The organism is Gardnerella bivia (genome assembly GCF_049262715.1).
Taxonomy (GTDB): Bacteria; Actinomycetota; Actinomycetes; order Actinomycetales; family Bifidobacteriaceae; genus Bifidobacterium; species Bifidobacterium vaginale_A.
This window is the reverse complement of record NZ_CP058399.1, coordinates 197,385-222,541: the sequence shown is the minus strand read 5'-3', so window position 1 is coordinate 222,541 and position 25,157 is coordinate 197,385. Positions and strand designations below refer to the sequence as shown.

At 42.6% G+C, this 25,157-nt stretch carries 30 protein-coding genes; all 30 read left to right on the top strand.

Going from position 1 to position 25,157, the window contains the following annotated elements; translation table 11 throughout:
* Positions 1-107 precede the first annotated feature (107 nt).
* Positions 108-4,088: a hypothetical protein gene (locus tag HXT27_RS01110; RefSeq protein WP_103043469.1), complete on the top strand. Its 3,981-nt coding sequence runs from the start codon at positions 108-110 to the stop codon at positions 4,086-4,088.
* A 475-nt stretch (positions 4,089-4,563) separates the two neighbouring features.
* Positions 4,564-4,857, top strand: a complete 294-nt coding sequence (locus HXT27_RS01105; RefSeq protein WP_075523726.1) for a metal-sensitive transcriptional regulator — start codon at positions 4,564-4,566, stop codon at positions 4,855-4,857.
* A 75-nt stretch (positions 4,858-4,932) separates the two neighbouring features.
* Positions 4,933-5,574: a YigZ family protein gene (locus HXT27_RS01100; protein WP_103043470.1), complete on the top strand. Its 642-nt coding sequence runs from the start codon at positions 4,933-4,935 to the stop codon at positions 5,572-5,574.
* 324 nt (positions 5,575-5,898) lie between these two features.
* Positions 5,899-6,516 (top strand): AbrB family transcriptional regulator, encoded by a 618-nt coding sequence (locus tag HXT27_RS01095; protein WP_103043541.1) that lies wholly within the window; start codon positions 5,899-5,901, stop codon positions 6,514-6,516.
* Between the two features lie 228 nt (positions 6,517-6,744).
* On the top strand, positions 6,745-8,910 hold the full coding sequence (gene malQ, locus HXT27_RS01090) for a 4-alpha-glucanotransferase (RefSeq protein WP_199172745.1): 2,166 nt from the start codon (positions 6,745-6,747) through the stop codon (positions 8,908-8,910).
* Between the two features lie 390 nt (positions 8,911-9,300).
* Positions 9,301-9,750 carry a 50S ribosomal protein L13 gene (rplM, locus tag HXT27_RS01085; protein ID WP_075523722.1) on the top strand — a complete coding sequence of 150 codons (450 nt, stop codon included), beginning with the start codon at positions 9,301-9,303 and terminating at the stop codon, positions 9,748-9,750.
* Positions 9,751-9,770: 20 nt separating this feature from the next.
* Complete coding sequence (gene rpsI / locus HXT27_RS01080) at positions 9,771-10,259, top strand: 30S ribosomal protein S9 (protein ID WP_075523721.1); 489 nt, start codon at positions 9,771-9,773, stop codon at positions 10,257-10,259.
* Positions 10,260-10,657: 398 nt separating this feature from the next.
* Positions 10,658-13,432: a bifunctional acetaldehyde-CoA/alcohol dehydrogenase gene (gene adhE, locus HXT27_RS01075; protein ID WP_103043542.1), complete on the top strand. Its 2,775-nt coding sequence runs from the start codon at positions 10,658-10,660 to the stop codon at positions 13,430-13,432.
* A gap of 531 nt (positions 13,433-13,963) precedes the next feature.
* Positions 13,964-14,272, top strand: a complete 309-nt coding sequence (gene rpsJ / locus HXT27_RS01070) for a 30S ribosomal protein S10 (protein ID WP_003808013.1) — start codon at positions 13,964-13,966, stop codon at positions 14,270-14,272.
* Between the two features lie 16 nt (positions 14,273-14,288).
* On the top strand, positions 14,289-14,939 hold the full coding sequence (rplC, locus tag HXT27_RS01065) for a 50S ribosomal protein L3 (protein ID WP_075523720.1): 651 nt from the start codon (positions 14,289-14,291) through the stop codon (positions 14,937-14,939).
* Positions 14,940-14,944: 5 nt separating this feature from the next.
* Complete coding sequence (gene rplD / locus HXT27_RS01060; RefSeq protein WP_103043473.1) at positions 14,945-15,610, top strand: 50S ribosomal protein L4; 666 nt, start codon at positions 14,945-14,947, stop codon at positions 15,608-15,610.
* A 5-nt stretch (positions 15,611-15,615) separates the two neighbouring features.
* On the top strand, positions 15,616-15,912 hold the full coding sequence (rplW, locus tag HXT27_RS01055) for a 50S ribosomal protein L23 (RefSeq protein WP_075523718.1): 297 nt from the start codon (positions 15,616-15,618) through the stop codon (positions 15,910-15,912).
* A 35-nt stretch (positions 15,913-15,947) separates the two neighbouring features.
* Positions 15,948-16,778, top strand: a complete 831-nt coding sequence (rplB, locus tag HXT27_RS01050) for a 50S ribosomal protein L2 (RefSeq protein WP_075523717.1) — start codon at positions 15,948-15,950, stop codon at positions 16,776-16,778.
* A gap of 15 nt (positions 16,779-16,793) precedes the next feature.
* The gene (gene rpsS / locus HXT27_RS01045; protein ID WP_004114357.1) at positions 16,794-17,072 is read left to right on the top strand and encodes a 30S ribosomal protein S19; all 279 of its coding nucleotides are present in this window, start codon (positions 16,794-16,796) and stop codon (positions 17,070-17,072) included.
* Positions 17,073-17,087: 15 nt separating this feature from the next.
* Positions 17,088-17,447, top strand: a complete 360-nt coding sequence (gene rplV / locus HXT27_RS01040; RefSeq protein ID WP_004114358.1) for a 50S ribosomal protein L22 — start codon at positions 17,088-17,090, stop codon at positions 17,445-17,447.
* Positions 17,448-17,449: 2 nt separating this feature from the next.
* Positions 17,450-18,268 carry a 30S ribosomal protein S3 gene (gene rpsC / locus HXT27_RS01035; protein ID WP_075523716.1) on the top strand — a complete coding sequence of 273 codons (819 nt, stop codon included), beginning with the start codon at positions 17,450-17,452 and terminating at the stop codon, positions 18,266-18,268.
* A gap of 4 nt (positions 18,269-18,272) precedes the next feature.
* Positions 18,273-18,692 carry a 50S ribosomal protein L16 gene (gene rplP, locus HXT27_RS01030; RefSeq protein WP_075523715.1) on the top strand — a complete coding sequence of 140 codons (420 nt, stop codon included), beginning with the start codon at positions 18,273-18,275 and terminating at the stop codon, positions 18,690-18,692.
* Entirely contained in the window at positions 18,692-18,943 is a 252-nt protein-coding gene (rpmC, locus tag HXT27_RS01025) for a 50S ribosomal protein L29 (RefSeq protein WP_075523714.1), read from the top strand. The genes rplP and rpmC overlap by 1 nt, the downstream gene beginning before the upstream one ends.
* Positions 18,944-18,945: 2 nt before the next feature.
* Positions 18,946-19,212 carry a 30S ribosomal protein S17 gene (gene rpsQ / locus HXT27_RS01020; RefSeq protein ID WP_075523713.1) on the top strand — a complete coding sequence of 89 codons (267 nt, stop codon included), beginning with the start codon at positions 18,946-18,948 and terminating at the stop codon, positions 19,210-19,212.
* A gap of 92 nt (positions 19,213-19,304) precedes the next feature.
* Positions 19,305-19,673: a 50S ribosomal protein L14 gene (rplN, locus tag HXT27_RS01015; RefSeq protein WP_075523712.1), complete on the top strand. Its 369-nt coding sequence runs from the start codon at positions 19,305-19,307 to the stop codon at positions 19,671-19,673.
* Between the two features lies 1 nt (position 19,674).
* Entirely contained in the window at positions 19,675-20,010 is a 336-nt protein-coding gene (gene rplX / locus HXT27_RS01010; protein ID WP_075523711.1) for a 50S ribosomal protein L24, read from the top strand.
* The gene (rplE, locus tag HXT27_RS01005) at positions 20,007-20,579 is read left to right on the top strand and encodes a 50S ribosomal protein L5 (protein WP_075523710.1); all 573 of its coding nucleotides are present in this window, start codon (positions 20,007-20,009) and stop codon (positions 20,577-20,579) included. Before rplX ends, rplE begins: the two co-directional genes overlap by 4 nt.
* Before the next feature lies 1 nt (position 20,580).
* Positions 20,581-20,766 (top strand): type Z 30S ribosomal protein S14, encoded by a 186-nt coding sequence (locus tag HXT27_RS01000; RefSeq protein WP_004114370.1) that lies wholly within the window; start codon positions 20,581-20,583, stop codon positions 20,764-20,766.
* Between the two features lie 85 nt (positions 20,767-20,851).
* Complete coding sequence (gene rpsH / locus HXT27_RS00995; protein WP_075523709.1) at positions 20,852-21,250, top strand: 30S ribosomal protein S8; 399 nt, start codon at positions 20,852-20,854, stop codon at positions 21,248-21,250.
* 16 nt (positions 21,251-21,266) lie between these two features.
* A complete protein-coding gene (gene rplF, locus HXT27_RS00990; RefSeq protein ID WP_075523708.1) occupies positions 21,267-21,806 on the top strand; it encodes a 50S ribosomal protein L6 in 540 nt (179 codons plus the stop codon).
* 1 nt (position 21,807) lies between these two features.
* Complete coding sequence (gene rplR, locus HXT27_RS00985) at positions 21,808-22,179, top strand: 50S ribosomal protein L18 (protein ID WP_075523707.1); 372 nt, start codon at positions 21,808-21,810, stop codon at positions 22,177-22,179.
* A complete protein-coding gene (gene rpsE / locus HXT27_RS00980; protein WP_075523706.1) occupies positions 22,176-22,904 on the top strand; it encodes a 30S ribosomal protein S5 in 729 nt (242 codons plus the stop codon). The genes rplR and rpsE overlap by 4 nt, the downstream gene beginning before the upstream one ends.
* Complete coding sequence (rpmD, locus tag HXT27_RS00975; RefSeq protein ID WP_075523705.1) at positions 22,904-23,086, top strand: 50S ribosomal protein L30; 183 nt, start codon at positions 22,904-22,906, stop codon at positions 23,084-23,086. Before rpsE ends, rpmD begins: the two co-directional genes overlap by 1 nt.
* 2 nt (positions 23,087-23,088) lie before the next feature.
* The gene (rplO, locus tag HXT27_RS00970; protein WP_075523704.1) at positions 23,089-23,544 is read left to right on the top strand and encodes a 50S ribosomal protein L15; all 456 of its coding nucleotides are present in this window, start codon (positions 23,089-23,091) and stop codon (positions 23,542-23,544) included.
* Between the two features lie 220 nt (positions 23,545-23,764).
* On the top strand, positions 23,765-25,132 hold the full coding sequence (gene secY, locus HXT27_RS00965; protein ID WP_103043474.1) for a preprotein translocase subunit SecY: 1,368 nt from the start codon (positions 23,765-23,767) through the stop codon (positions 25,130-25,132).
* The last annotated feature ends 25 nt before the right edge of the window (positions 25,133-25,157 follow it).

Genomic DNA, 25,157 nt, shown 5'->3' with positions numbered 1-25,157 from the left:
TTTTTATTTACATATTTAAATCTTGCGTTCATAGTTATTTCATGAGCAATTTTGCTCAAGGTGATAGTAGAGTGCTATCGCTTAAGGGTTGGGTTAAGGAGTTTCTTATGGGGAAGCATAGTATAAGAAAGAATGCAATAAATGTGTATACTAGGTGGGTTCATTTATGTTCTCTCTTAGTAGCATTTGCATTTATTTTAGTTAGTGTTATGGGATTTAGAACTGCTTTTGCTAATGATAAATATCCGAGTTATACAATTAAATCAGGATCTTATAATGGCTTAACTGTCTCAGAAAATGCAAGTATTATTGGCGTTATAGATAAAGTCGATTATAAACCTGTTTATTGCATTGAAATTGGTAGTCCTTATAAATTGTATGACGGGAAGTGGGTAACTGTTCCAAGTTACACAAGATATGCAACTACTATTGCAAAGTTAATTCAATACTATAGAAATGACATGAGTGTTGAAACTCAAGGAAGTATAGCTTATGAAATACATAATCGTTTTGATGTGAACCCTGATTTATGGGACAAATATAAAGGTTTAGGTTTTGTTGAAATCAGTAATTCAGATTTAATGAAGCAAGCAAACAATTTGTGGGAATATGCTGAGCAAAAAGTAGCAGAAGACATTAGAATAGAAAATCATTACACAAACGGTAAAAGAGCTGGTGTTTTGAAAGTTGCTGTTCTTAATAATCGTTATGGAACACGTTATGTTGATGGTGCTCATTTTAAGATTGAATCTACGAATAAACTTGTTCATTTTGATTACGGTAATACACAAACATTTGAAGGTACTTCTAAAGATGATGAGATATCGCTTCCTTGGACAGCAGATGGCGATGGAAAAGCTAATTTCAAAGTGTATATTGAAGAGCCTTATTTAGAGAGATGGGAATCTTCAGGACAAGATGTAATTCGTTATGGTGGATACAACTGGGTCGAAAAAAAATCTGTTGAATTCGATGTTCAAAAGCATCTTATTGTAAAACTTTCTTCTGAAATGTTGACAAAAGAATTGCATGTTGGCGATTTAGTTGTAAATAATGTTTCTTTGTCTACTTTAGGCTTTGATGATTGGATTGAAGGTATGAATGTGCTTGCAAAAGGCTACTACTTTGTAGGTGATAGCAAGAACATTCTGAAACAGTTTAAGCCTGAAAAAGATGAAACTGCATCTAACTATGTCAATAGATTAAGAGGGACGGGATCTTTACGTCAGGTTGCTGCAGCAGAAGCTAACTTTACTAATGCTCGTCAAAAAATAGCGGTTGTTGCAAAGAAAGCTAATGGTGATCTTACATCTAAAGAGTTGGATGAAGCACCACGCTATAAAGTAGATGAGAACGATGCTGGAATGTTTGGATCTTGGGTTTGGGTGATATCTTTAAGCGATCAAAAAGATCCAGCGAAAAGCGATGAAGAAAATAAAAATAAATTAGATTGGTTTACAGGTGATTATATTGATGGACTTGGCGGATCTGTATATTCTGCTGTACATCAAGGTAAAGCAAAAATATTCCATGATTCTGTTGTAAAACAGAATGTTGTTGGATTAGGTGAAGATATTGTTGGAACTGTTAGCGTTGGCGGTTTACCTAAGGATTATGGTGATTTTTCTGGCAACGAAGAATATGGTTTCAATAGTGACGCTAAAGCTCACATACGAGTGTGGTGGGCTGGTGACGGCGGTGATAATCTTGTGCGTGGCGCAAATGATAAGTATCGCCCTGGAGCTGAAGGAGAATCTAAAAAAGCTGAACCTAAAGAAGATAGCCATCATCATTTGATTGCTGATTGGGAAGTTCCTGCTAAAAATGGTGTTTACACAATTGGTGGTGGAAAGATCAGATTTAGGTCTGCTGAAGAGTTGGATAAAAATAAACCAGGTGAAGTTATTAAAGATATTATAAACATTCAAGCAAATAAAATAAGTAATTCTGGATGGTATGTATTTGTATATAGTTTCCCTGGATCTTCTAGAGCTAGAGCGTTTACATCTGATTACGATGATGTTTGGAATAGAACGCTTGTGGAACCTGTTAGTCAAGAAGAACTCAATCCTGCTTCTATTACTACTGATGTGAGTTCTAGTATGATTGTTGCAGGAGAGAAATTCCATGATACTGCTCACATCGTTGGCAATGTTCCAAGAGGAAGTTATGTGCTATTTAATGCGTATTCTCATGCCAATGTTGTAGATCCTACTGTGCAAAAAGGTAGTGAGAGTACGAATTCATCTGGATCTAATCCTAATGGTTCTAGTAAAGATAATAAAGTTGTAAATACTGTTTCACTTGATTCTAATTCAGAAAGCAAATCAGATACAGTTAAGCAATTGATGATAGATAAAGGTGAGCGAATTGTTAAGCAAAATCGTGTGAATATAACTGATGAGCAAGCTGATAATAGTTCAAAAACTCAAATTGATGTTGATTCTGTAAGCGTATCGGTTTCGCACGGTGCTACTGTTTATTGGAAAGCAGAATTATATGATTCAAGAGGTAAGCCTTTGGCTTCTCATGCTCTCGGCGTAGAAAATGAAACTGTACATGTTGTTTCTGATCAAATTGGTAGTAAGTTAGACAATAAAACTCACTCTGTTGGAGAACCAATTCGCGATACAGTGTTCATTTCAGAACCTTTGCCTGAAGGATCTTATGTTGAATTTACAGCTTGGGATGCAGTTGATGGTGCTCATAGTGATTCTGATACAGTGATTCTCGATCATCGTAGAGTAAATATACCTAAAGAAGCTGTTGAACATATTAAAAAAGGTGGAAGTATTACTGTTGTAAGTCCTCAAGCTCGCGCATCTCGTGAAGGATTAGTTTATTGGAAAGCAGAGCTTTTTGATTCAAGTGGGAAACCAATAGTTCGAGGTAGGAATAATGGAGAGCCTCATGTTAAAAAGCCTGAAAATAATGATCCTAGTAAAGAAAAAGAGCATGAATCTGGAAATGTGACAATTGTGAATAATCCTGATTCTGGAAGCGTAACAGTTGTGAATAATCCTTCTGGTAAAGAGAATAATCCTTCGAAGCCTGGTTCTACAAGCGGAAGTGGTTCTGTAAGTGGAAGTGGAAGCGTTTCTGGTTCTACGAATACTGGAGGTTCTTCTAGTGGTGTGACTACTGGTGGAACTGGTGTTGTTTCTGGTTCTACAACTGGAACTGGTAATTCAACTGGTGGAACAACTGGAGGTGCAACTGGTGGAGCAACTGGAGGTGCAACTGGTGGAGCAACTGGAAGTACTGGAGATACATCTAGTGGTAGCACTGTAAATGGTGGAAATGCTGGTGTTAAGCCTGGTTCTTCTGGAGTAACTACAAATAATCCTTCTTCTGGAAGCACTAATCCATCTGGTGGATCTGTGAGCACAGGTGACAATAAGAATAATGGATCTGAGAATGGTGGATCTAAGGGTCAAGATAAGAAGAATCCGCAAGCTAACACAACTGATCCTAATAAAACTACAGGTTCAACTGATGTGCATGATTCTAAAGGTGATAAAAAGTCTGGTGAAGGAAATAAAGGTGAAGGGTCATCTGAAAATACGGATACTGGATCTACATCAGAAAATAACGGTGGTTCTACAACAACAGTTAATGTGATTGGTTCAGATAAAGATAAAGGTAAGACTGTAACAGTAAAAGATATTGCAAATATTGTTGATCATAATAACAATGTAGACAAGAAAGAAAATAAGATTAGTGATACTGATTCTTCATTAGATGTGTTTAGTCGTAACATTCATCTTTTGAATTCTATATTGCAAAATAGTTCTTTTGGTGAAGCGAGTGAAAAATCAAAATTAGTGAAGAATTTAGATAAAACTAAGCAGATTTCGTTTAAATCTAATGATAAAGATGCTTATTCTGACGATTCATCATATGAAAATGAACTAGATAAGAGTAATTCTTCTTTAGCTCATACAGGTTCGTCTTTAAGCGTTGTTGTGATTATGATGTCAACTGTATTGATGTTATCTTTAGTTTTATTGTTAAGCAAATTTAATGCAGATGAGAAGCGCAGAAATATGAGAAGAATCTTAAGATTGCGTCATTATAAAATGTGCTGATATTTATCTGTAGATAAAAATTATATAGAGTGTGAGTTTGCTTCTTCATATATGAATCATATTGTGTCGGATTAAATCCGTTAGCAGCAATTGTTTTGCTATTTCAATATGAAGGAGCAAACTCCATAAATTTTACTAATTTACTAGAGAGTATTGTTTTTCAAATACTTTTTGAAAATAAGAGAGGAATTGATATGAATAAATAATTTTATAATTTGTTACATTAAAATAATAGAAAAATTTGTTGTGTTATATAAGTATTCTGTTGTATTTTAATGTAAAATTGTTTGTATTTGTTGGAAATTTGTTGTTATTTTGTGGTGTTGTGTAAGAATATTTATAAATTCGTTTATAAGTATCTTATATAAAAAGTCTTGGTTTAGCTAGTAAAAAGTGGTACGGTGAAAATGTTGTGTTGATTTCTTATGAAGATGTCATTTATTTGTTTCACATTTACTAAATGTTGGAGTCTTATATGAGCGAGTACAATATTGACAAAAGTAAAATGATGATTCGCTTGCATCGCATTTGTGGTCAGGTTCAAGCTATAGAAAATATGATTGAAAATGACGCATATTGTACTGATGTTTTGATGCAACTTTCAGCTACAACAGCAGCGTTGAGATCTGTAGCTGTATTAGTTGCTCGCGCTCAAATAAGCGAATGTTTAGAAGATGTGTCTTATAGCGATAATGCAGAGCTATTAGATAAGAAAACTAGTGAAGTTATTAAAGTTGTGGATCGTCTAATGAAATACGATAAATCTTGAAAACTTTATTTTATAATGTGTAAACAAATATTTTTTAAGAATTTAACACGACTTTTAATCTGATTTTTAAATTTTATGAATATTATGCGCACAGTGATTGATACGCCACAATCTCCGGCTCATGATTCTTTGATAGACAAGAAATCTGAATTTATAGCAAATGCTTGTCATGTATCTAATTTAGATGAAGCAATGTTATTTGTGCAATCTGTGAGGATGCAACATCCTAAAGCTCGTCATGTAGCTTATGCTGCTATATGTGGAGATAAAAATGGATGCTTATCTGAAAGAATGAGTGACGATGGTGAGCCTTCTGGAACTGCAGGAAAACCTATTCTTGATGTTATTCGTTCCTCTAATTTGACTGACACTGTTGTAACAGTAACAAGATATTTTGGCGGAATTTTACTTGGATCTGGAGGACTTATAAGAGCTTATTCTAGGTCTGCTGCAAGTGCGATTTCTTGTGCGAATATTAGAGATATCGTTGAATGTAAAAGAGTTATGTGCAATATTTCTTATCAACAATTGCGCATGTTTAAGAATATTCTAAGCAAGTATGATGGGGTAGTTGAGAGGGAAGAATATGGTGAATTCATACGTATAAATATGCTGATTCCAACGAAAAATATTGAAGAATTTGCGATAAGTGTGAGAAATGCTTTTTCTGATGCTATTTTACTTGAACAACTAGGAGATGCTAATAGTATTTCATAGTGTTAGTTTTCTAGAATTAGTTTTCTAGAATTAGTTTTCTAGTTTATGTTTCGTGTTTCAGTATGTTTCGTGTTTGAAATGCACTTCGTTACATCATGGATTTCGTTACAGCATTCTTTTGCGTTTCATTTATACATATCTATTGCTAAGCGTGTTGAAGTATCGGCTGATTTGCTAATGAAGTTACAATGAATTCTTGAGTTAATGAATTTATAATTTGTGCTCTAGTTTTATAAAAGGCGGTGAATAACAATGGATTCTAAGCTAGATAATAAGGATTCTCATGTTGACGATGAGAGTGATGATGCTGTTGCTAAAGATGCAATGTCTAATACTAATAGCAGTGATTACGAGCCATTGACGGCAGTTTATGAGCATCTTCGACATTCGCAAAATTCGCAAGAGCTTCATGAGTTTGCTACTAGGCAATTGCCTGATCGAAGCAATCAAGCAGATTTTTCTCGTGCAACAGCACTTCTTGAAGCTGTTGCAGGGAATGCTAATACGCCTGAAGAAGATCGTATAAAATTAGCTAGTACAATGCCATTCCCAAACATTTTGGTAAAACTTTCTGAAGATAAGTCAGATGAAGTGCGTTTCGCTGTTGCACAAAATCATAATGTGAAGAATTGGTTAGTTGGTCGTCTTACTAAAGATACTTGTGCAAAAGTCCGTGATGCTGCTCTATGCAATCCTAAAGCATCGTGGAAAATGAGGCTTGAAGGTGCGCAAACTGAAGGAGTTAGTGCTTCGACTTTAGATTATCTTGCATCTCTTGGAGTTTCGTCTATTGAGGATGCGCCAGTGGTCCTAGCTGCAATGGTTAGGAGGGCAGTTGCTCTTAATCCTGGTGTTTCGCAAAAAACGCTTTTAGATTTGTGTAATGACAAAGCTATTGACGTTGCTTTAGCTGCAAAAAGTCGTTGCAAGTCTAAAATGTAATAAATATAAAAATGCAACAATGTAATAAATCTAAAAATATAGTCAGATTGTAAAAAATGTAAGCAAATTACAAAAGTAGTTTTGTAGAAGTTACTTATTTTGCGATTTGTAAAAGTTACTTATTTGAAAATTTAAAATCAAACTATTTTAAAATGTAACCTATTTGTAAAAGTTGCTTTGTAAAATAGTGCGATGTAAATACTCTCCTCACAGATAACGATGGAAAATATGAACAATAAAGTAGAAGAAGAAGTGTCAGTGTTGCCTCTTACTCAACTTGCTGAGTTGATGGGTATTGGTATTCATTTCGTGGGCGCTGACGGCGTAGAGCATAATACTGATGATGACGTATTGAAATCAGTTCTAGATGCTTTAGGCGTTGACGCACATGATGATGAAGCTATTGATACTTCTATTAAGAATATTTTATCTGAACGTCATACTCGTCTTGTTGCGCCAACTGTGTTGCATATTGTTGGTAAAGAAGACACTGTAAAAATAAATACGGGTATTTTAGAATATCCAACTGCTCAAATTATCTTAGAAAATGGCGAACAGTATAAAAGTGAATTATCAATCGAACCTAATAACAATGATGTTGCTTTCCCTGTGAATGGTACGTTTGTTGCTACATCGTTATTAAAGATTCCAGCTGATTTGCCTATGGGATATCACACTCTTAGAATCTCTGTAGCTGATCGCACGGAAGAGTCTACGTTAATTAGCGCTCCAGAACGCATTGAAACGTTAGATTCTATTGAATCTGATGGAAAGCAAATCTGGGGATGGATGGCTCAGCTTTATTCGATTCGCTCCTCTAAGTCTTGGGGTGTTGGCGATTATGCAGATTTAGCTAAATTACTGGTTGAAGCTAAGGAAAAGACTGGCGCTGATTTCGTATTGGTAAATCCTTTGCATGCGAGCGAGCCGGTTGCTCCATTAACTCCATCGCCTTATTTGCCTATTGCAAGATCGATGCTGAATGTGACTTATATACATCCAGAAAGTATTCCTGAGTATGATTCTTTAGATGAGTCAGATAAGAATACTATTAGCCAATTGCATTCTCAAGTAGAGCCGTTAAATAACGATTCGCAAATTATTGACAGAGATTCAATGTGGCGTGTAAAAATGCATGCACTGTGGATTATTTTCAAATCTGGGCTTAGTGAAACGCGCGCGAAAGATTTTGAAGATTTTAAGCGTGCTTATGGCGAACGACTTGAGAGCTATGCGACTTGGTGCTTGTGCTACGACAAGTGGGGAGCTCCTAAAGGTAAAGATGATTGGGAATCTTGCTTAAATAAAGATTCTAAAGAAATTCGTGATTTAGCAGAGCGTTTCCCAGATACTTTAGAATTCTATCGTTGGCTTGAGTGGGTTGCCTTCACACAATTGCATGATGCTCAAGTTGCTGCTAGAAAAGCTGGTATGCGTATTGGAATTATGTCTGATATGGCAGTTGGAGTGCATCCAGCAGGTTCTGAAGTTTGGTGGAATCCAGAGCGTTTTGCGCATGGCGCTTGCGTAGGTGCACCACCAGATTACTTTAATCAGAATGGTCAGAATTGGTCTCAGCCACCTTTGCATCCGTTAGAGCTTGAGCGTACTGGATTCAAGGTTTACAGGGATATGGTTCACGGCATGTTTGCTTCTGCAGGTGCTGTGCGAATAGATCACATTTTAGGATTGTTCCGTTTGTGGTGGATTCCTGAAAATTCTACGCCTAAGAATGGTGCTTATGTGTACTATGACGCGGATATTATGCTTGGTATTTTAGCTATAGAAGCGACTCGTGCTGGCGGAGTAGTAGTCGGTGAAGATCTTGGCGTACTTCCTTCTAACGCAATTGAAGTTTTAGCTAAAAAGGCTGTGCTTGGTTGCACAGTTGAATGGTTTGAAGCTCGAGATGGCGTGTTCCGCAATCCAAGTAAGTGGCGTGAGATGACACTAGCGTCTGTAAATACTCATGATTTGCCGCCAGCAGCTGGATATTTGCGCTATGAGCATGTTGATATTCGTGAGCGTTTGCATTTGCTTACAGGATCTGTAGAAGATTTCCGTGCAGGTGCTGTTGCAGAGCATAATGCTATGTTGAAGATGCTTATTGAAGGTGGATTCTTAGATAAGAAGATTGCTGAGAATGAGTCTGAACATGAGCAAGATATTGTTGAAGCGCTGTATCGTGCTTTGAAAGCTGCTCCATCTAGATTGTTGGCTGCTTCAATTGTGGACGCTACTGGTGAGCGTCGTTCTCAAAATCAGCCTGGAACAAGTGATGAGTATCCGAATTGGCGTATTCCGTTAGCAGATGGTGACGGAAATCCAGTGTCACTAGACAATCTTTTTGATTTGCCTAGAGTGCAATCGCTTGCAAAAATCATGAATGCTTAAAAATTTGTATACGAATCATAAAATTAAATTAAGTGTTTAAGTGCTTGGGCGCTTGGGTGCTTTGGAGCTTAAGTGTTTGGGTGCTTAAATACTTGGATGTGAATATATGAATTTTTAGTATGACATTTGTAGTTTGTGCAAAATGTGCGCTGGATATAGTCTATAAATATCTTCTAAACAAGAAGATTTGTTATAGTCTTTAGCTGGCGATATACTTGCAGATTGTTGTGTTTCCCTAAGGGGTCCTTCAAAGCGCTTTTCCCACTCGCCATCGAGGACTTTCAGGGAGCCCACGGATTATGAGCAATAAACTTTCACAAGGTGATTGTTATAAATTACGTTCATCTAATGAAAGTGAAGCTCGAAACACAATAGAGAAAAGGTACGATTGTGAAGACTTTCACACCGAAACCAGCAGATTTGACTCATGACTGGTATATTGTCGACGCCACTGATGTGGTGCTCGGTCGTTTGGCCACTCAGGTAGCCATTTTATTGCGTGGTAAAAATAAGCCTACGTTTGCCCCTCATGCTGATTCAGGCAATCACGTTATTATTATTAACGCTGAGAAGATTGCTTTGACTGGAAACAAGTTGAGCAAGGAACTTTATTCCCACTCTGGTCGTCCAGGTGGTCTTCGCCGCGACAGCTATGCTGAGCTTTTGGAGAAAAATCCAAAGCGCATCATTATGTCTGCAGTCAAGGGCATGCTTCCAAAGAATCGTCTTGCTAAAGTGCAACTCGATCGCCTTCGTGTATTCGTTGGTGCTGAACATCCGCACATATCACAGAAACCACAGGTCTTTGAGATCTCTAAGGTTTCTCAGCAGGCTAAGTGAATCGTAAGGAGAATATGATTATGGTAGATAACAACAACTCCGCGGTTCTCGAGAACGAAGAAGAACTGACCAACTACACCACTGAAACTAATTCTGGTGCAGGTACTGGTACTTCTGCGATTGAGCCAGGATATGGTACTGGTCGTCGTAAAGAGGCTGTTGCTCGTGTTCGTTTGGTTCCTGGCACTGGCAAGTGGACTATCAATGGGCGCACGTTGGAAGAGTATTTCCCATCTCGCTTATTGCAGCGTGAAGTGAATTCTCCTATCGTGTTGCTTAAGCTTGAAGGAAAGTTTGACGTTGTCGTTCTAGTTGACGGCGGCGGTACTACTGGTCAGGCTGGTGCTATTCGTTTGGGTGTAGCTCGTGCATTGAACGCTATTGATCGCGATGCAAATCGTGTTGCTTTGAAGAAAGCTGGCTTCTTGACTCGTGACGCTCGTGTTGTTGAGCGCAAGAAGGCTGGTTTGCACAAGGCACGCCGTGCACCTCAGTTCTCGAAGCGTTAAGTTTCGCGGAAATATATTTTTATTCGGCTCTCAGATTCGTCTGGGGGCCGTTTTTTTGCTGCGCTAGTGTGCTTTTGAGCAAAAAGGTAATTGATTTATAATAAATCGAAATTAAGAATGATTATAGGCTAGTTATGGGCTAATTATAGGCAATTCACGATTATTGCAATGTTATAAATAGTTCGCAAAAATAGAATAAATCTAACATTTTAGAAAATCCATCATAAAATCGCACAAAATAAATAACAAATATTAACAAATAATGAACAATAGATGATAATCCTCAATCATAAATAGCGCAACTCGCTACAAAATTCGAATAGTACAGTAACTCAAGTAAATTGTTAGCTATGTCACTTTTGTAGATAACAAAAGTCGTATGAACGTTTGTGAATATGATGATCAAGGAGGACCTAATGGCTGAGGCAACGAATAAAGCTGTCACAGATAAAAATGTTAGTAATAATGGCGTTAATTCAAAAGAAGAGTCTAAACGCGAGGAACAGGAAACTGTGGATAATAAAACTCTTAGCGCCGAAAAAGAAGTAAATGATCTCGTTGTTAAAGCAAAGAAAGCTTTAGATGAATATGAGAAATTAAATCAAGCTCAAGTAGATAGAATCGTTGCAAAGGCCTCTGTAGCTGCATTAAATAAGCATTTGTTCTTGGCAAAAATGGCAGTTGATGAAACTGGTCGTGGTTTAGTAGAAGATAAAGCAACTAAAAATATTTTTGCTTGTGAGCATATAACGCATTATTTAGCAGGTCAAAAAACTGTTGGAATTATAAATGAAGATGACGTTATGGGTATTGACGAGATTGCTGAGCCTGTAGGAATTGTTGCAGGTGTTACACCAGTAACCAACCCAACGTCAACTGCAATTTTTAAGTCCCTTATTGCACTTAAAACTCGTTGCCCAATAATATTTGGATTCCATCCTTTTGCGCAGAAGTGTTCTTCTGAAGCTGCACGTATTGTTCGTGATGCTGCTGTTGCTGCTGGAGCGCCTGAAAATTGCATTCAATGGATTGAAAACCCTTCTATTGAAGCAACTGGAGCTTTAATGAAGCATCCAGATATTGCAACTATTCTAGCTACAGGCGGTCCGGGAATGGTTAAAGCTGCTTATTCGTCTGGTAAGCCTGCGCTTGGAGTTGGAGCTGGTAATGCTCCAGCGTATGTTGACAGCGATGTTGATATTGCGCGCGCTGCAAATGATTTGGTACTTTCAAAGCATTTCGATTATGGAATGATTTGTGCTACTGAGCAGGCGATTATAGCAGATAAAGATATTTATGATTCGCTCGTTAAAGAGCTTAAGCGCCGTAAAGCTTATTTCGTAAATGATGAAGAAAAAGCCAAATTAGAGAAATATATGTTTGGATGCACTTCTTATTCTGGAAATACTCCGAAACTTAACTCTGTTGTTCCAGGAAAGTCACCTCAATATATTGCTCATGAGGCTGGTTTTGAAATCCCTGAAGATGCTGTAATTATTGTTGCAGAGTGTAAAGAAGTTGGCGAGATGGAGCCTTTAACTATGGAAAAGTTAGCTCCTGTTCACGCAATATTAAAATCTGAAAATAAAGAGCATGGCTTTAAGATGTGTGAGCAAATGCTTGTACATGGAGCAGGTCATACAGCTGTGATTCATACGAATAATCAACAACTTGCTCGAGAATATGGCGTTCGCATGCATGCGTGCAGAATTATTTGGAATTCTCCAGGATCTCTGGGTGGAGTTGGAGATATTTATAATTCAATTGCTCCATCTCTTACTTTGGGATGCGGATCTTATGGTGGAAATTCTGTTTCTGGAAATGTTCAGGCTGTAGATCTTATAAATATAAAGCGTATTGCACGAAGGAATAACAACATGCAGTGGTTTAAAGTTCCAGCTAAAACATATTTTGAGCCTAATGCTGTCCGCTACTTGCGCGATATGTATGGCATTGAGCGTGCTGTTATTGTGTGCGACAAAGTAATGGAACAGCTTGGTGTTGTGGATAAAATTATAGATCAGCTTCGCGCTAGATCTAATCGAGTTACTTTCCGTATTATTGATTATGTTGAGCCGGAGCCAAGTGTTGAAACAGTTGAGCGCGGTGCAGAAATGATGCGTGAAGAGTTCCAGCCGGATACGATTATTGCTGTTGGCGGCGGTTCTCCAATGGATGCTGCAAAAATTATGTGGCTTCTTTACGAGCATCCTGAGATTTCTTTCGCAGATTTGCGTGAAAAATTCTTTGATATTCGTAAGCGTGCTTTCAAGATCCCACCGTTGGGAGAGAAGGCTTGCTTGATTTGTATCCCTACATCTTCTGGAACTGGTTCAGAAGTTACGCCATTCGCTGTTATTACAGACCATAAAACTGGGTATAAGTATCCTGTTACTGATTATGCATTGACTCCGTCTGTTGCAATTGTAGATCCTGTTTTAGCTCGCACTCAGCCTCGTAAGTTAGCTTGTGATTCTGGATTTGATGCTTTGACTCATTCTATGGAAGCTTTTGCTTCAGTATATGCAAATGATTTTACAGATGCTATGGCTTTGCATGCAGCAAAGTTGATTTGGGAAAATCTAAATGATTCCGTTAATTGTGAAGATTCTGAGCGTAAGATTGAAGCTCAAGAGAAGATGCACAATGCTGCTACTATGGCAGGAATGGCATTTGGTTCAGCTTTCCTTGGAATGTGCCATGCAATGGCTCACACGATCGGTGCTTTATGTCACGTGGCTCACGGTCGAACTAACGCAATTTTGTTGCCTTATGTGATTCGTTATAATGGTCAGATACCTATGGAGCCTACTAGCTGGCCAAAGTATAATCGTTATGTTGCTGTTGAGCGTTATCAACAACTTGCTAAGAATATTGGGGTTGATCCTGGTAAGACTCCTGAAGAGGGTGTTGAAAACTTAGCGAAAGCTGTTGAAAATTATCGCGATAATCTTCTTGGAATGGATTCTTCTTTCAAAGATTGTGGTGTTGATGAAGAATATTATTGGTCTTTGCTTGACCATATTGGTATGCGAGCTTATGAAGATCAATGTGCTCCTGCAAATCCTCGTATTCCGCAAATTGAAGATATGAAGGATATTGCTGTTGCTGCTTATTATGGTGTTTCTCAAGAAGAAGGGCATCGTATGCGTTTGGAGCGTGAGAAGCGTTAAGATGCTAGGGAGTTTATAGCGTTTTAAGCGTTAAAACGTGAGAAGCGTTAAGACTTGAGTATCTTTTCAAGCGTTAGGGCGTTAGGACATTAGGACGTTTATAGTGTTTGGAGATTTTAGAGATTTATAAGGATTTCGATCTTTAGTAGTATTTCTAAAAATTAAAGTAGTATTTTTCAAAAATTAAAAATTTTATAGCATAGTAATTTGTTAGTGTTACTAACACAATTACATATTTAGTTAAAAATGGCAGGAGCTGCACTAGGTGTAGTTTTTGCCATTTTTTATAGGAAAATCACCGACACGCCCGGTTTTTCTTAATCCATAGTGAATGGTTTAATTAGACAGTTGCCTGTTTTTTAGGCTCGCATATTGAATCAAAAAAAGCGAGCGCAGAAACAAGAATGTTCATTTTTTGGGCTTTTTGGTGCTGCGCACTGATGTGGAATGGCTATAAGTGTCTATTCTCGCCGGTGTCCTTTAATACAGGTTGGTAAACAGTAAACGAATCGCTAGAAAGGGCGGACGGCAATGGCGGGACAGAAAATCCGCATCAGGCTTAAGTCCTATGACCATGAGGTCATCGACCAATCGGCGAAGAAAATCGTCGAGACGGTGACGAACGCGGGCGCCACAGTGGTGGGTCCGGTTCCTCTGCCGACCGAGAAGAACGTATTTGTTGTTATCCGTTCTCCTCACAAATATAAGGATTCTCGCGAGCATTTCGAGATGCGTACTCATAAGCGTCTTATTGACATCGTTGATCCAACGCCAAAGGCTGTGGATTCTTTGATGCACATTGACCTGCCTGCGGATGTAAATATTGAGATTAAGCTGTAGGAAGGGGGAGAAAATAATGTCGCAGAATAAGAATCGCACTGCACTGCTCGGTCGCAAGCTGGGTATGTCGCAGGTTTGGGATGAAAACGGCCTTTTTGTCCCCGTAACTCTGGTTGAAGTTGCTACTAACGTAGTAACTGCTGTTAAGACCGAAGAAACTGATGGCTATAATGCTGTTCAGCTCGGTTATGGCCAGATTGATCCTACAAAGGTAACTAAGCCATTGGCTGGTCACTTTGCTAAAGCTGGTGTTACTCCACGTCGTCATCTCGCTGAGGTGCGTACAGATAATGCAGCAGAATACAAGCCAGGTCAAGAATTGACCGCTGAGCTTTTTGCTGAAGGTTCTGAAGTGGATGTTACCGGCACAACCAAGGGTAAGGGCTTCGCTGGTACTATTAAGCGTTGGGGCTTCAAGTCTTATCGCCGTACTCACGGCTCGCACAAGAATGAACGTCGCCCAGGTTCTGTGGGTGCATGTGCAACTCCAAGCCGTATTTTGAAGGGCAAGCGTATGGCAGGTCGCATGGGTCATGTGACTTCTACAGCGCTCAACCTCACCATCGTTTCTTCGGATGTCGAGAACGGCATTCTCGCTATTAAGGGTGCTATTCCAGGACCTAAGGGCGCTATCGTTCTCGTCCGTTCGGCAGTGAAGGGAGCCTGATAATTATGGCAAACGTAACTCTGAACGTCACTGATAACCAGGGTAAAGCTAACGGAACTGTTGAAGCTCCTGCCGAGATTTTCGGTATCTCCAATGAAGACGTTTTAGCTCATGGCCCATTGGTTCACCAGGTCGTTATTGCACAGCTCGCTGCAGCTCGTCAGGGCACTCATGCAGTAAAGAATCGCGCTAACGTTTCCGGTGGTGGTAAGAAGCCATGGAAACAAAAGGGTACTGGTCGCGCTCGTCAAGGTTCTATCCGTGCTCCACAGTGGGTACATGGTGGCGTTGTGCATGGTCCAGTTCCTCGTAGCTATGATCAGCGTACTCCAAAGAAGATGAAGGCTGCTGCTCTTCGTTATGCTCTTTCGGATCGCGCTAATGCTGCACGCGTTGCAATCGTAGATTTAGGCATCAAAGATGTTCCATCTACTAAGTGCGCTGTTGCTGCACTTACACCAGTTACGCAGAATCAATTCACCACTGTTGTGCTTTCTCGTGAAAACATCAATGAGTGGATGTCTGTACGTAATATTCCAACGGTGCATCCGATCTTCGCTGATCAGCTCAACACCTATGATGTCATCACAGCTCAGTATGTAGTCTTCACCAAGGAAGGTTTCGATTCCTTCGTTGCTGCTAAGACTGAGCCTGTCGTTAAGGAGGCCTGATTTAAATGGTCGCAGTCCATAACCCAGCACATGACGTCATTTTGAAGCCAGTTGTTTCTGAAAAAAGTTACGCTGCATCTGATCGTGGACAGTACACTTTTGTAGTTGCTCCAGATGCAAACAAAGTTCAGATCAAGCAGGCTGTTGAAGAAATCTTCAAAGTCAAAGTTACAAACGTCAACACTTTGAACCGCGCAGGCAAGCGCAAGCGTTCTCGCACAGGCTTCGGTCGTCGTGTGAATCAAAAGCGCGCTATTGTCACAGTGGCTGCAGGTCAGACGATTGATATCTTTGGTAACTGAAGGCTAGCCGAGAAAAGTTAAAGGAAGACTATATTATGGCTATCCGCGTTTATAAGCCGACGACTGCAGGCCGTCGTAACGCATCGGTTTCGGACTTTTCCGAAATCACGCGCTCTACGCCTGAAAAATCGTTGGTACGCAAACTTAGTAAAACTGGTGGTCGTAACTCTTACGGCCGCATGACTTCTCGCCATCGCGGTGGTGGTCACAAGCGTCAGTATCGTCTCATTGATTTTAAGCGTTGGGATAAAGATGGCGTTCCAGCAAAGGTCGCTCATATTGAGTATGACCCTAACCGCTCCGCTCGTATCGCTCTGCTTCACTATGCAGACGGTGAGAAGCGTTACATTATTGCTCCTGAAGGTATCGCACAAGGCGATGTTATTGAGACTGGTGCTCAGGCTGATATTAAGCCAGGAAACAACCTGCCTTTGAAGAACATCCCAACAGGTACTGTGGTTCACGCAATCGAACTTCGTCCACTTGGTGGTGCAAAGATTGCCCGTTCCGCTGGTGCAGCCGTTCAGCTCGTAGCTAAAGATGGTGCTTACGCTCAGTTACGTATGCCATCTGGCGAAATTCGTAACGTGGACGCTCGTTGCCGCGCTACGGTTGGCGAAGTCGGTAACTCCGATCACGCTAACGTTGAGCTTGGTAAAGCTGGCCGTGCACGTTGGCTTGGTCGTAGACCAATTACACGAGGCGAATCTATGAACCCTGTTGACCATCCACATGGTGGTCGTACTCGTGGTGGTAAGCCACCAGTATCTCCATGGGGTAAGGGTGAGGTTCGTACACGTCGTCCAAAGAAGGCTTCGAACAAGATGATTGTTCGTCGTCGCCCTAATGGTAAGAACCGTAAGTAAGGGAGTGTCGAATAGATGACTCGTAGCATCAAGAAGGGCCCCTTCGTCGACGCCCACTTACAGAAAAAAGTCGACGAGCAAAACGACAAGGGTACTCACAACGTTATTAAGACGTGGTCTCGCCGTTCGATGATCACTCCTGATTTCATTGGACACACCTTTGCTGTACATGATGGCCGTAAGCATGTGCCGGTATTCGTTACCGAAGCAATGGTTGGTCATAAGCTCGGTGAGTTCGCCCCGACCAAGACTTTCAAAGGTCATGTGAAGGACGACAAGAAAGCACGCCGCTAAAGGAGAGTAGGACACATGGAAGCTAAAGCAATCGCTCGTCACGTACGCGTGACGCCGCGCAAGGCTCGCCGCATGGTCGACCTCATCCGAGGCAAGCGTGCAAGCGAAGCTATTACCATTTTGAAGTTTGCTCCTCAGGACGCATCTTTGCCGGTGCGTAAGGTTCTTGAAAGCGCGATCGCTAATGCTCGCGTTAAGGCTGAGAAAGCTGGAGAACCATTCCGTGAGCAGGACTTGGTCATCAAGGAAACTTATGTGGATGAGGGCGTAACGCTTAAGCGTTTCCGTGCTCGTGCACAAGGTCGCGCTGCGCGCATTAACAAGCGCACAAGCCATATCACTGTTATCGTCTCGCTTAAGGAAGGGGATCGCTAAAGATGGGTCAGAAGATCAATCCTTTCGGCTATCGCCTGGGCATTACCGAGAATCATCGTTCTAAGTGGTTCTCCGATTCTACTAAATCCGGCGAGCGTTACCGTGACTTCGTTCTTGAGGATGACAAGATTCGCAAGGAAATGAGCCATGATCTCGAACGTGCAGGAGTTTCTCGTATCGTTATCGAGCGTACTCGTGACAGAGTGCGTGTGGATATTCACACTGCTCGTCCAGGTATCGTTATCGGTCGTCGTGGTGCAGAAGCTGAGCGCGTTCGTGCAAAGCTAGAGAAGCTCACGGGCAAGCAAGTACAGCTTAATATCTTCGAAGTGAAGAATGCTGCACTCGACGCTCAATTGGTTGCTCAGGGTATTGCGGAACAGTTGACAAACCGCGTTACATTCCGTCGTGCTATGCGTAAGGCACAGCAGGATGCTATGCGCGCTGGTGCAAAAGGTATCCGTATTAAGCTTTCCGGTCGCCTTGGTGGCGCGGAAATGAGCCGTTCTGAGTTTTACCGTGAGGGTCGTGTTCCACTGCAGACACTTCGCGCCCTTATTGATTACGGCTTCTTTGAAGCTAAGACTACTTACGGCCGTATTGGCGTAAAAGTCTGGATTTACAAGGGTGATATGACTGAGCGTGAGTTCGAAGAGCAGCAGGCTCAGCAGGGTAAGCGTGAAGGACGTCGTGGTGGAGAACGCCGCACACGTCGTGGTTCTCGCTCTGCTAACCAGCAGAAAGCGACTGAAGCACAGGCTGAAAAGCCAGCTGAAGCTGTAGCTGCTGAAGCACCTGCCGCAACGGAAACGAAGGAGTGAGCAGATGCTTATCCCAAAGAGGACAAAATATCGCAAGCAGCACCGTCCTACCCGAAGCGGCATGTCTAAGGGTGGTACCGCAATTGCTTTTGGTGATTTCGGTATTCAGGCGCTTGCTCCGGCGTACATCACTAACCGTCAGATCGAGGCAGCCCGTATTGCCATGACTCGTTACATTAAGCGTGGCGGTCGTGTGTGGATTACGGTCTTCCCAGATCGTCCATTGACCAAGCATCCGCTTGGTGCACGAATGGGTTCAGGTAAGGGCGCTCCAGAATTCTGGATTGCAAATATCCACCCAGGACGTGTAATGTTTGAAATCGGTGGTGTTTCTGAGGACATCGCTCGCGAGGCTTTGCGCCGCGCCATCGATAAGCTCCCTATGAAATGCCGTGTTATTGCGCGTGAAGGCGGTGACATCTGATGCCAGTCGGAACTGCAGACTACACCATCAAGAATTTGAACGAGAAGACCAATGCTGAAATTGAAGGCTTCTTGAAGAAGTCAAAGGAAGAGCTTTTTAACTTGCGCTTCCAAGCAGCAACAGGTCAACTTGAAAACACCGCTCGCCTCAAGGCTGTCAAGCACGACATTGCTAGGATGTATACTGTCCTACGTGAGCGTGAACTCGGCATTAGCCAAGAGCCAAGCGTGACTGAGGTCAAGGAGAAGTAAGCATGGCTGAGAACCAAGAGCGCAACTTCCGCAAGGTTCGTCGCGGCTACGTCGTGTCCGAAGCCATGGACAAGACGATTACTGTCGAGTTGGAACAGCGTTCAACCCACCCACTTTACGGTAAGGTTGTTCGTTCCACCAGCAAGGTCAAAGCCCATGATGAACACAACGAGGCACATGTTGGCGACCTCGTGAGTATTATGGAAACTCGGCACGTGAGCAAGACCAAGTGCTGGCGTCTCGAATCTATTATCGAGCGCGCCAAGTAAACAAGTTCGGCAAGGCTCCGCACTTCACCCGTGTTTATTCTTATGAATATTCACGGGTGAGTGGGGAGAACCAGCTCGGCTAAGGAGAATCAATGATTCAGCAGGAAACGCGGCTTCATGTCGCCGACAACACGGGTGCTAAGGAATTACTTGCCATCCGCGTGCTCGGTGGATCGAAGCGACGCTATGCCGGCATCGGCGACATCATCGTCGCCTCCGTCAAGGACGCGATCCCTGGCGGGTCGGTTAAGAAAGGCGACGTAGTTAAAGCTGTCGTCGTCCGTACTGTCAAGGAACATCGTCGTATAGATGGTTCCTATATTAAGTTCGACGAGAACGCCGCCGTCATTCTCGGCTCTGGCCGTGAACCAAAAGGCACTCGTATCTTTGGACCAGTCGGTCGTGAATTGCGTGATAAGCGCTTCATGAAGATTGTGTCCCTCGCCCCGGAGGTGATCTGAGATGGTAGCCAAAATTAAGTCCGGCGACCAAGTAAAGGTCATTCGCGGTAAGGATCGCGGTAAAGAAGGTAAAGTACTTCGTGTACTTCCTGAGGACCGTCTTATTGTAGAGGGTGTACAGGTTGTTAAGAAGCATGTCCGTGCTACCCAGCAGGGTCAGCAGGCAGGCATTGTTTCTGTTGAAGCTCCAATACATCGCTCTAATGTGATGGTTATTGACCCAGAAACTAAGCAGCCTACCCGCGTGGGCGTGATCGTCAAGCAAGAGGCTCGTGACGGCAAGGTGAAAACCGTGCGCGTGCGTGTCGCCAAGAAGTCCGGAAAGGAGCTGGCATGACCGATACTACAGTTGAGGCACCGGCAACTCCGCGCTTAAAACAGCAATATAATGATCAAATCGTTCCAGCTTTGGAAAAGGAATTTGGCCACACAAATCCTATGCAAGTTGCTCGCGTGCAAAAGATCGTCGTTTCTATGGGCGTTGGCGCAGCTGCTCGTGACTCAAAGCTTATCGAAGGAGCGATTAAAGATCTCACTTTGATTACCGGTCAGAAGCCAAAAGTCACCAAGGCTAAGAAGTCTGTTGCGCAGTTCCATTTGCGTGAAGGACAGGCTATTGGTGCTTATGTAACTCTTCGCGGCGATCGTATGTGGGAGTTCTTGGATCGTCTTCTCACTCTGGCTCTGCCTCGTATTCGCGATTTCCGCGGTATCAATGGTAACCAGTTTGACGGTCAGGGTAATTACAACTTTGGTCTTACAGAACAGTCAATGTTCCATGAGATTGATCCTGACTCGATTGATCATCAGCGTGGTATGGACATCACCGTGGTGACCACCACCAAGGACGATGTGGAAGCTAAATCTTTGCTTAAGCATCTTGGCTTCCCATTCAAGGAGAACTGAAATGGCAAAAACCGCTCTGAAAAACAAGGCGGCCGCTAAGCCGAAGTTCAAGGTACGCGCTTATACGCGTTGCCAGGTTTGTGGTCGTCCCCACTCAGTGTATCGCAAGTTCGGTTTGTGCCGCGTATGCCTTCGTGAAAAGGCTCATCGCGGTGAACTGCCGGGTGTTACGAAGTCCAGTTGGTAAATATCGACGCTGAAGGTCCACTGCTTTAGACAAAAAGTCTTAAATTTGGCGGTGGAAACCACGGCGAGAAAGGGCGTTAGCCCACATGACAATGACAGATCCTATCGCAGATATGTTGACACGTCTGCGTAATGCGAGTGCGGCAAAGCACGATACAGTTGATATGCCGTACTCCAAATTCAAGGCGAATATCGCCGAGATTCTGAAGCGCGAAGGTTATATTAAAGACTTTGCTGCTAAGGAAGCCAAGGTTGGACAGACTTTGGAAATTACGTTGAAGTACGGTTCCAATGGTCAGCGTTCCATCCAGGGCATTAAGCGCATTTCTAAGCCAGGCTTGCGTCGTTACGCAAAGTCAGACTCTTTGCCAATGCCTCTTGGTGGTCTCGGTATTGCAATTATCTCGACCAGCTCGGGATTGTTGACCCAGAAGGAATGCCTCGACAGAGGCATTGGCGGCGAAATCGTCGCTTACGTATGGTGAGAAAGGAGAGCTGAAAATGGCATCGCATATTGGTAAGCTCCCCGTCGACATTCCTCAAGGCGTGGAAGTGAAAATTGATGGTCAGGCTTTTAGTGCTAAGGGTGCTAAAGGTTCTGATACTTATGTAATCCCAGAAGGCATTACTGCTGAAGTTGCTGATGGACAGGTTGTATTAACTCCAGCTGACGATTTGCGTCCAACTCGTGCAAAGCATGGTTTGGCTCGTGCAATCGTTGCATCCATTGTTAAGGGCGTTCATGATGGTTACGCTAAGACTTTGGATATTGTTGGTACTGGTTATCGTGCAGCGAAGAAGGGTAAGGGCGTTGAGTTCTCACTCGGTTATTCGCATACGATTACTATTGAACCTCCTGAAGGCATCGAATTAGAGTTGCCGAATCCCAACCAAGTAATCGTCAAGGGCACTGATAAGCAGGTCGTTGGTCAGGTTGCTGCAAATATTCGCAAGCTACGCGCTCCTGAGCCTTACAAGGGTAAGGGCATCAAGTACTCAGATGAGCGTATCCTGCGCAAGGCTGGAAAGGCTGGTAAGTGATATGAGCGTCAAGATTTTCGGTAAAGGTACGAAAGTTGCGCGTTTGCGTCGTCACGCCCGTCTTCGTAAGCGTATCTCCGGCACATCGGAGCGTCCTCGTTTGGTCGTTTCTCGTTCCAATCGTCATATGGTTGCTCAAATTGTGGATGACACTAAAGGTATTACTTTAGTAAGTGCTTCCACTTTGACTTCTGATTTTGCCGGTTTCACCGGAACTAAGACTGAAGCTGCAACTAAGGTTGGCGAGTTAATCGCGGCTAAGGCGAAGGAAGCGGGCATAACCGCTGTAGTCTTCGACCGTGGCGGTAATAAATATCATGGTCGCGTCGCAGCTGTTGCTGAAGGCGCTCGTCAGGGAGGTCTGGCACTGTGAGCGACAACGAAAAGGAAACCCAAGTGGCTGAAGAAACTCAGAACACTCAGGCATCCGCTGAGGAACGCAATGATGACCGCCGTTCTCGCCGTTCTAAGGGCGAGGGCAAGCGTGGTGAGCGTCGTAGCCGTCGTGAAGAAAACCGCGGTGAAGAGCTTTTAGATCGCGTTGTAACTATTAACCGTGTTTCAAAGACCCACAAAGGTGGTCGTACTTTCAGCTTTGCAGCACTTGTTGTTGTAGGCGATGGTAAGGGCACTGTTGGTGTTGGTTACGGTAAGTCTCGCGAAGTTCCAGCTGCAATTGCTAAAGGTCAGCTAGACGCTAAGAAGCATATGTTTACTGTTCCACGTATTCGTGGCACCGTCACTCATCCAGTGATCGGTCACGATGCTGCTGGTACTGTTCTGCTTCGTCCAGCTGCTCCTGGTACTGGTGTAATCGCTGGAGGTGCTGTGCGTGCCGTTATGGAATGCGCTGGCATCACCGATATTCTCACCAAGTCCATGGGCTCTGCAACCGCTGTAAATGTGGTTCGTGCAACTGTGGATGCTTTGAAGAAGCTTGAAGAGCCAGAAGAGATTTCTGCTCGTCGTGGTCTTTCACTTGAGGAGATTGCTCCTGATGCTTTGCTTCGCGAACGTGCTACTGGCATCGCTGAAGCACGCAAGGCTCGCGAAGATGCTCAAGCTGCAAAGGCTCAAGCTGCAAAGGATGGTGAGTGATGTCTAATTTGAAGATCACTCTGGTGCACGGTTTGGTTCATTCAACCGAGCGTCAGCGCGCGAATGTGCGTACTCTTGGCCTTCATAAGATTGGTCATAGCGTAGTTCGTGAAGATACTCCAGTCAATCGTGGCTTGGTAATGGCTGTGCGCCATCTTGTAAGCGTTGAGGAGGTTGACTGATTATGGCTAATGAAGAACCAATGTTGCACATGCACACGTTGCGTCCAGCTCCAGGAGCTAATAAAGATCGCATTCGTGTTGGTCGTGGCGAAGGCTCAAAAGGTAAAACCTCTGGCCGTGGCGATAAAGGTACGAAGAAGCGTTACCAAGTTCGTCCAGGCTTTGAAGGTGGCCAGCTTCCACTTTACATGCGTTTACCTAAGCTTCGTGGCTTCAGAAGTCCTTTCAAGAAGGAATTCCAAGTTGTAAACGTTGCAGCTCTTGCTGAGCTTTTCCCAAAGGGTGGCGAAGTTAATGTTGCAGACTTGGTAGTCAAGGGCGCTGTGCGTGATGGCTATCCTGTTAAGGTTTTGGGCGATGGTGAATTAACTGTTGCTTTGAATCTTAAAGGTGTAAAGGCTTCTGCATCCGCCAAAGCTAAGATTGAAGCTGCTGGTGGCTCTGTTAGTGAAGAGTAATTAGTTCTAAACTAATTTTTAGTCACTTAAATTTTTTGATAATCCCTCCGGCTTATGCTGGGGGGATTATCTGCTATTTAGATTCTATTTGTTTGCAATCGTTTCGAGCTATTTTTCTTAACGGCGCGCCGGTAGATACCGTAGGTTACACTATTGCAACAGAGTTTGTTTTTTAACTGGTTTGCGTCTAGAAGTCGCGCGAAAGGGGAGGAAGACCCAGGTGAAAACGTTAATCCAGGCCTTCAAGACGAAGGAGTTGAGGAATAAAATCCTTTTCGTCTTCGCAATGATAATTATTTATCGTATTGGTTCGTTCATCCCGATTCCGGGTGTGGACTATAAGATAGTACGTGAATGTACCACAAATCTAGCTTCTTCTAGCGAGAACTTCATTGGCTTAGTCAATTTGTTCTCTGGTGGCTCTCTTTTGCAGCTTTCTATCTTTGCTTTAGGCGTGATGCCATATATTACTGCATCAATTGTGATTCAGTTATTGCGAGTTGCAATTCCACGCTTTGAAGCTTTGCATAAAGAAGGACAGTCTGGAGAAACTAAGCTTACTCAGTATACTCGTTATCTAACTGTTGGTTTAGCTGTTTTGCAGTCTACTACTATCTTGATTACAGCGCGTTCTGGAGCTTTGTTCGGTGGTCGTTGCCAGGGTAGTGTTATTCCAGATGCAAGTAATTTGCCAATCATGATTATTATTATGACCGGCGGCACAGGTCTTATCATGTGGATGGCAGAACTTATAACCGATAAAGGCATCGGTCAAGGCATGTCTGTCTTAATCTTCATGTCTATTTGCTCTGGATTCTTGCCTCAATTATGGAATATTGGATGGGGTACTAACGGTCGCGATGGCGATTGGGTAAAGTTTGGTATTGTTACCGGAGTCTTGCTTGTTATTCTTGTTTTCGTTGATTTTGTGGAACTTGCACAACGTCGTATTCCTGTTCAATACACTCGCCGTATGATTGGTCGAAAGATGTATGGCGGATCTTCAACGTATCTTCCTTTGAAGATTAACATGAGCGGCGTTATACCACCAATCTTCGCGTCTTCCATTCTCGCAGTTCCTACGCTTATAGCGCAATTCGCAGATCCTTCTAAAGAATGGGTTAGATGGATTAACGCTAATTTTGCAAACACAACATCTGTTTGGTATATCGCTTTGTATGCTTTGATGATTGTATTCTTCTGCTTCTTCTACACTGAGATTACTTTTAATCCAGATGAAACTGCAGACAATATGAAAGAATATGGCGGATTTATTCCAAGTGTTCGCGCAGGTAGTGCCACTAGTAAGTATTTGAGCTACGTTATGAATAGATTGAATACTGTTGGAGCTATTTACTTGCTGTTTGTTGCTTTGATTCCGACTGTATTGATTATGGCTTTGCATTTGAATACTAAGTTGCCATTCGGTGGAACTACAATTCTGATTATTGCAGGCGTTGGATTGGATACATTACGTCAAGCATTAGCTCAGACTGAGCAGTTCCAGTATGCTGGTTTCTTGTTTAATCACGATGAGCAAAAGCCACAGAACAATAAACAAGTTTCTCAAGAGCAAGTATCTGAGTAAATAATATTTAGTGATGCCTGATATA

What these genes read in the sequence shown, in the direction of transcription:
- HXT27_RS01110 (WP_103043469.1), top strand. Translation starts at nt 108, where the DNA reads ATGGGGAAGCATAGTATAAGAAAGAATGCAATAAATGTGTATACTAGG.
- HXT27_RS01105 (WP_075523726.1), top strand. Translation starts at nt 4,564, where the DNA reads ATGAGCGAGTACAATATTGACAAAAGTAAAATGATGATTCGCTTGCAT.
- HXT27_RS01100 (WP_103043470.1), top strand. Translation starts at nt 4,933, where the DNA reads ATGAATATTATGCGCACAGTGATTGATACGCCACAATCTCCGGCTCAT.
- HXT27_RS01095 (WP_103043541.1), top strand. Translation starts at nt 5,899, where the DNA reads ATGTCTAATACTAATAGCAGTGATTACGAGCCATTGACGGCAGTTTAT.
- malQ (WP_199172745.1), top strand. Translation starts at nt 6,745, where the DNA reads ATGAACAATAAAGTAGAAGAAGAAGTGTCAGTGTTGCCTCTTACTCAA.
- rpsI (WP_075523721.1), top strand. Translation starts at nt 9,771, where the DNA reads ATGGTAGATAACAACAACTCCGCGGTTCTCGAGAACGAAGAAGAACTG.
- adhE (WP_103043542.1), top strand. Translation starts at nt 10,658, where the DNA reads ATGATCAAGGAGGACCTAATGGCTGAGGCAACGAATAAAGCTGTCACA.
- rpsJ (WP_003808013.1), top strand. Translation starts at nt 13,964, where the DNA reads ATGGCGGGACAGAAAATCCGCATCAGGCTTAAGTCCTATGACCATGAG.
- rplC (WP_075523720.1), top strand. Translation starts at nt 14,289, where the DNA reads ATGTCGCAGAATAAGAATCGCACTGCACTGCTCGGTCGCAAGCTGGGT.
- rplD (WP_103043473.1), top strand. Translation starts at nt 14,945, where the DNA reads ATGGCAAACGTAACTCTGAACGTCACTGATAACCAGGGTAAAGCTAAC.
- rplW (WP_075523718.1), top strand. Translation starts at nt 15,616, where the DNA reads ATGGTCGCAGTCCATAACCCAGCACATGACGTCATTTTGAAGCCAGTT.
- rplB (WP_075523717.1), top strand. Translation starts at nt 15,948, where the DNA reads ATGGCTATCCGCGTTTATAAGCCGACGACTGCAGGCCGTCGTAACGCA.
- rpsS (WP_004114357.1), top strand. Translation starts at nt 16,794, where the DNA reads ATGACTCGTAGCATCAAGAAGGGCCCCTTCGTCGACGCCCACTTACAG.
- rplV (WP_004114358.1), top strand. Translation starts at nt 17,088, where the DNA reads ATGGAAGCTAAAGCAATCGCTCGTCACGTACGCGTGACGCCGCGCAAG.
- rpsC (WP_075523716.1), top strand. Translation starts at nt 17,450, where the DNA reads ATGGGTCAGAAGATCAATCCTTTCGGCTATCGCCTGGGCATTACCGAG.
- rplP (WP_075523715.1), top strand. Translation starts at nt 18,273, where the DNA reads ATGCTTATCCCAAAGAGGACAAAATATCGCAAGCAGCACCGTCCTACC.
- rpmC (WP_075523714.1), top strand. Translation starts at nt 18,692, where the DNA reads ATGCCAGTCGGAACTGCAGACTACACCATCAAGAATTTGAACGAGAAG.
- rpsQ (WP_075523713.1), top strand. Translation starts at nt 18,946, where the DNA reads ATGGCTGAGAACCAAGAGCGCAACTTCCGCAAGGTTCGTCGCGGCTAC.
- rplN (WP_075523712.1), top strand. Translation starts at nt 19,305, where the DNA reads ATGATTCAGCAGGAAACGCGGCTTCATGTCGCCGACAACACGGGTGCT.
- rplX (WP_075523711.1), top strand. Translation starts at nt 19,675, where the DNA reads ATGGTAGCCAAAATTAAGTCCGGCGACCAAGTAAAGGTCATTCGCGGT.
- rplE (WP_075523710.1), top strand. Translation starts at nt 20,007, where the DNA reads ATGACCGATACTACAGTTGAGGCACCGGCAACTCCGCGCTTAAAACAG.
- HXT27_RS01000 (WP_004114370.1), top strand. Translation starts at nt 20,581, where the DNA reads ATGGCAAAAACCGCTCTGAAAAACAAGGCGGCCGCTAAGCCGAAGTTC.
- rpsH (WP_075523709.1), top strand. Translation starts at nt 20,852, where the DNA reads ATGACAATGACAGATCCTATCGCAGATATGTTGACACGTCTGCGTAAT.
- rplF (WP_075523708.1), top strand. Translation starts at nt 21,267, where the DNA reads ATGGCATCGCATATTGGTAAGCTCCCCGTCGACATTCCTCAAGGCGTG.
- rplR (WP_075523707.1), top strand. Translation starts at nt 21,808, where the DNA reads ATGAGCGTCAAGATTTTCGGTAAAGGTACGAAAGTTGCGCGTTTGCGT.
- rpmD (WP_075523705.1), top strand. Translation starts at nt 22,904, where the DNA reads ATGTCTAATTTGAAGATCACTCTGGTGCACGGTTTGGTTCATTCAACC.
- rplO (WP_075523704.1), top strand. Translation starts at nt 23,089, where the DNA reads ATGGCTAATGAAGAACCAATGTTGCACATGCACACGTTGCGTCCAGCT.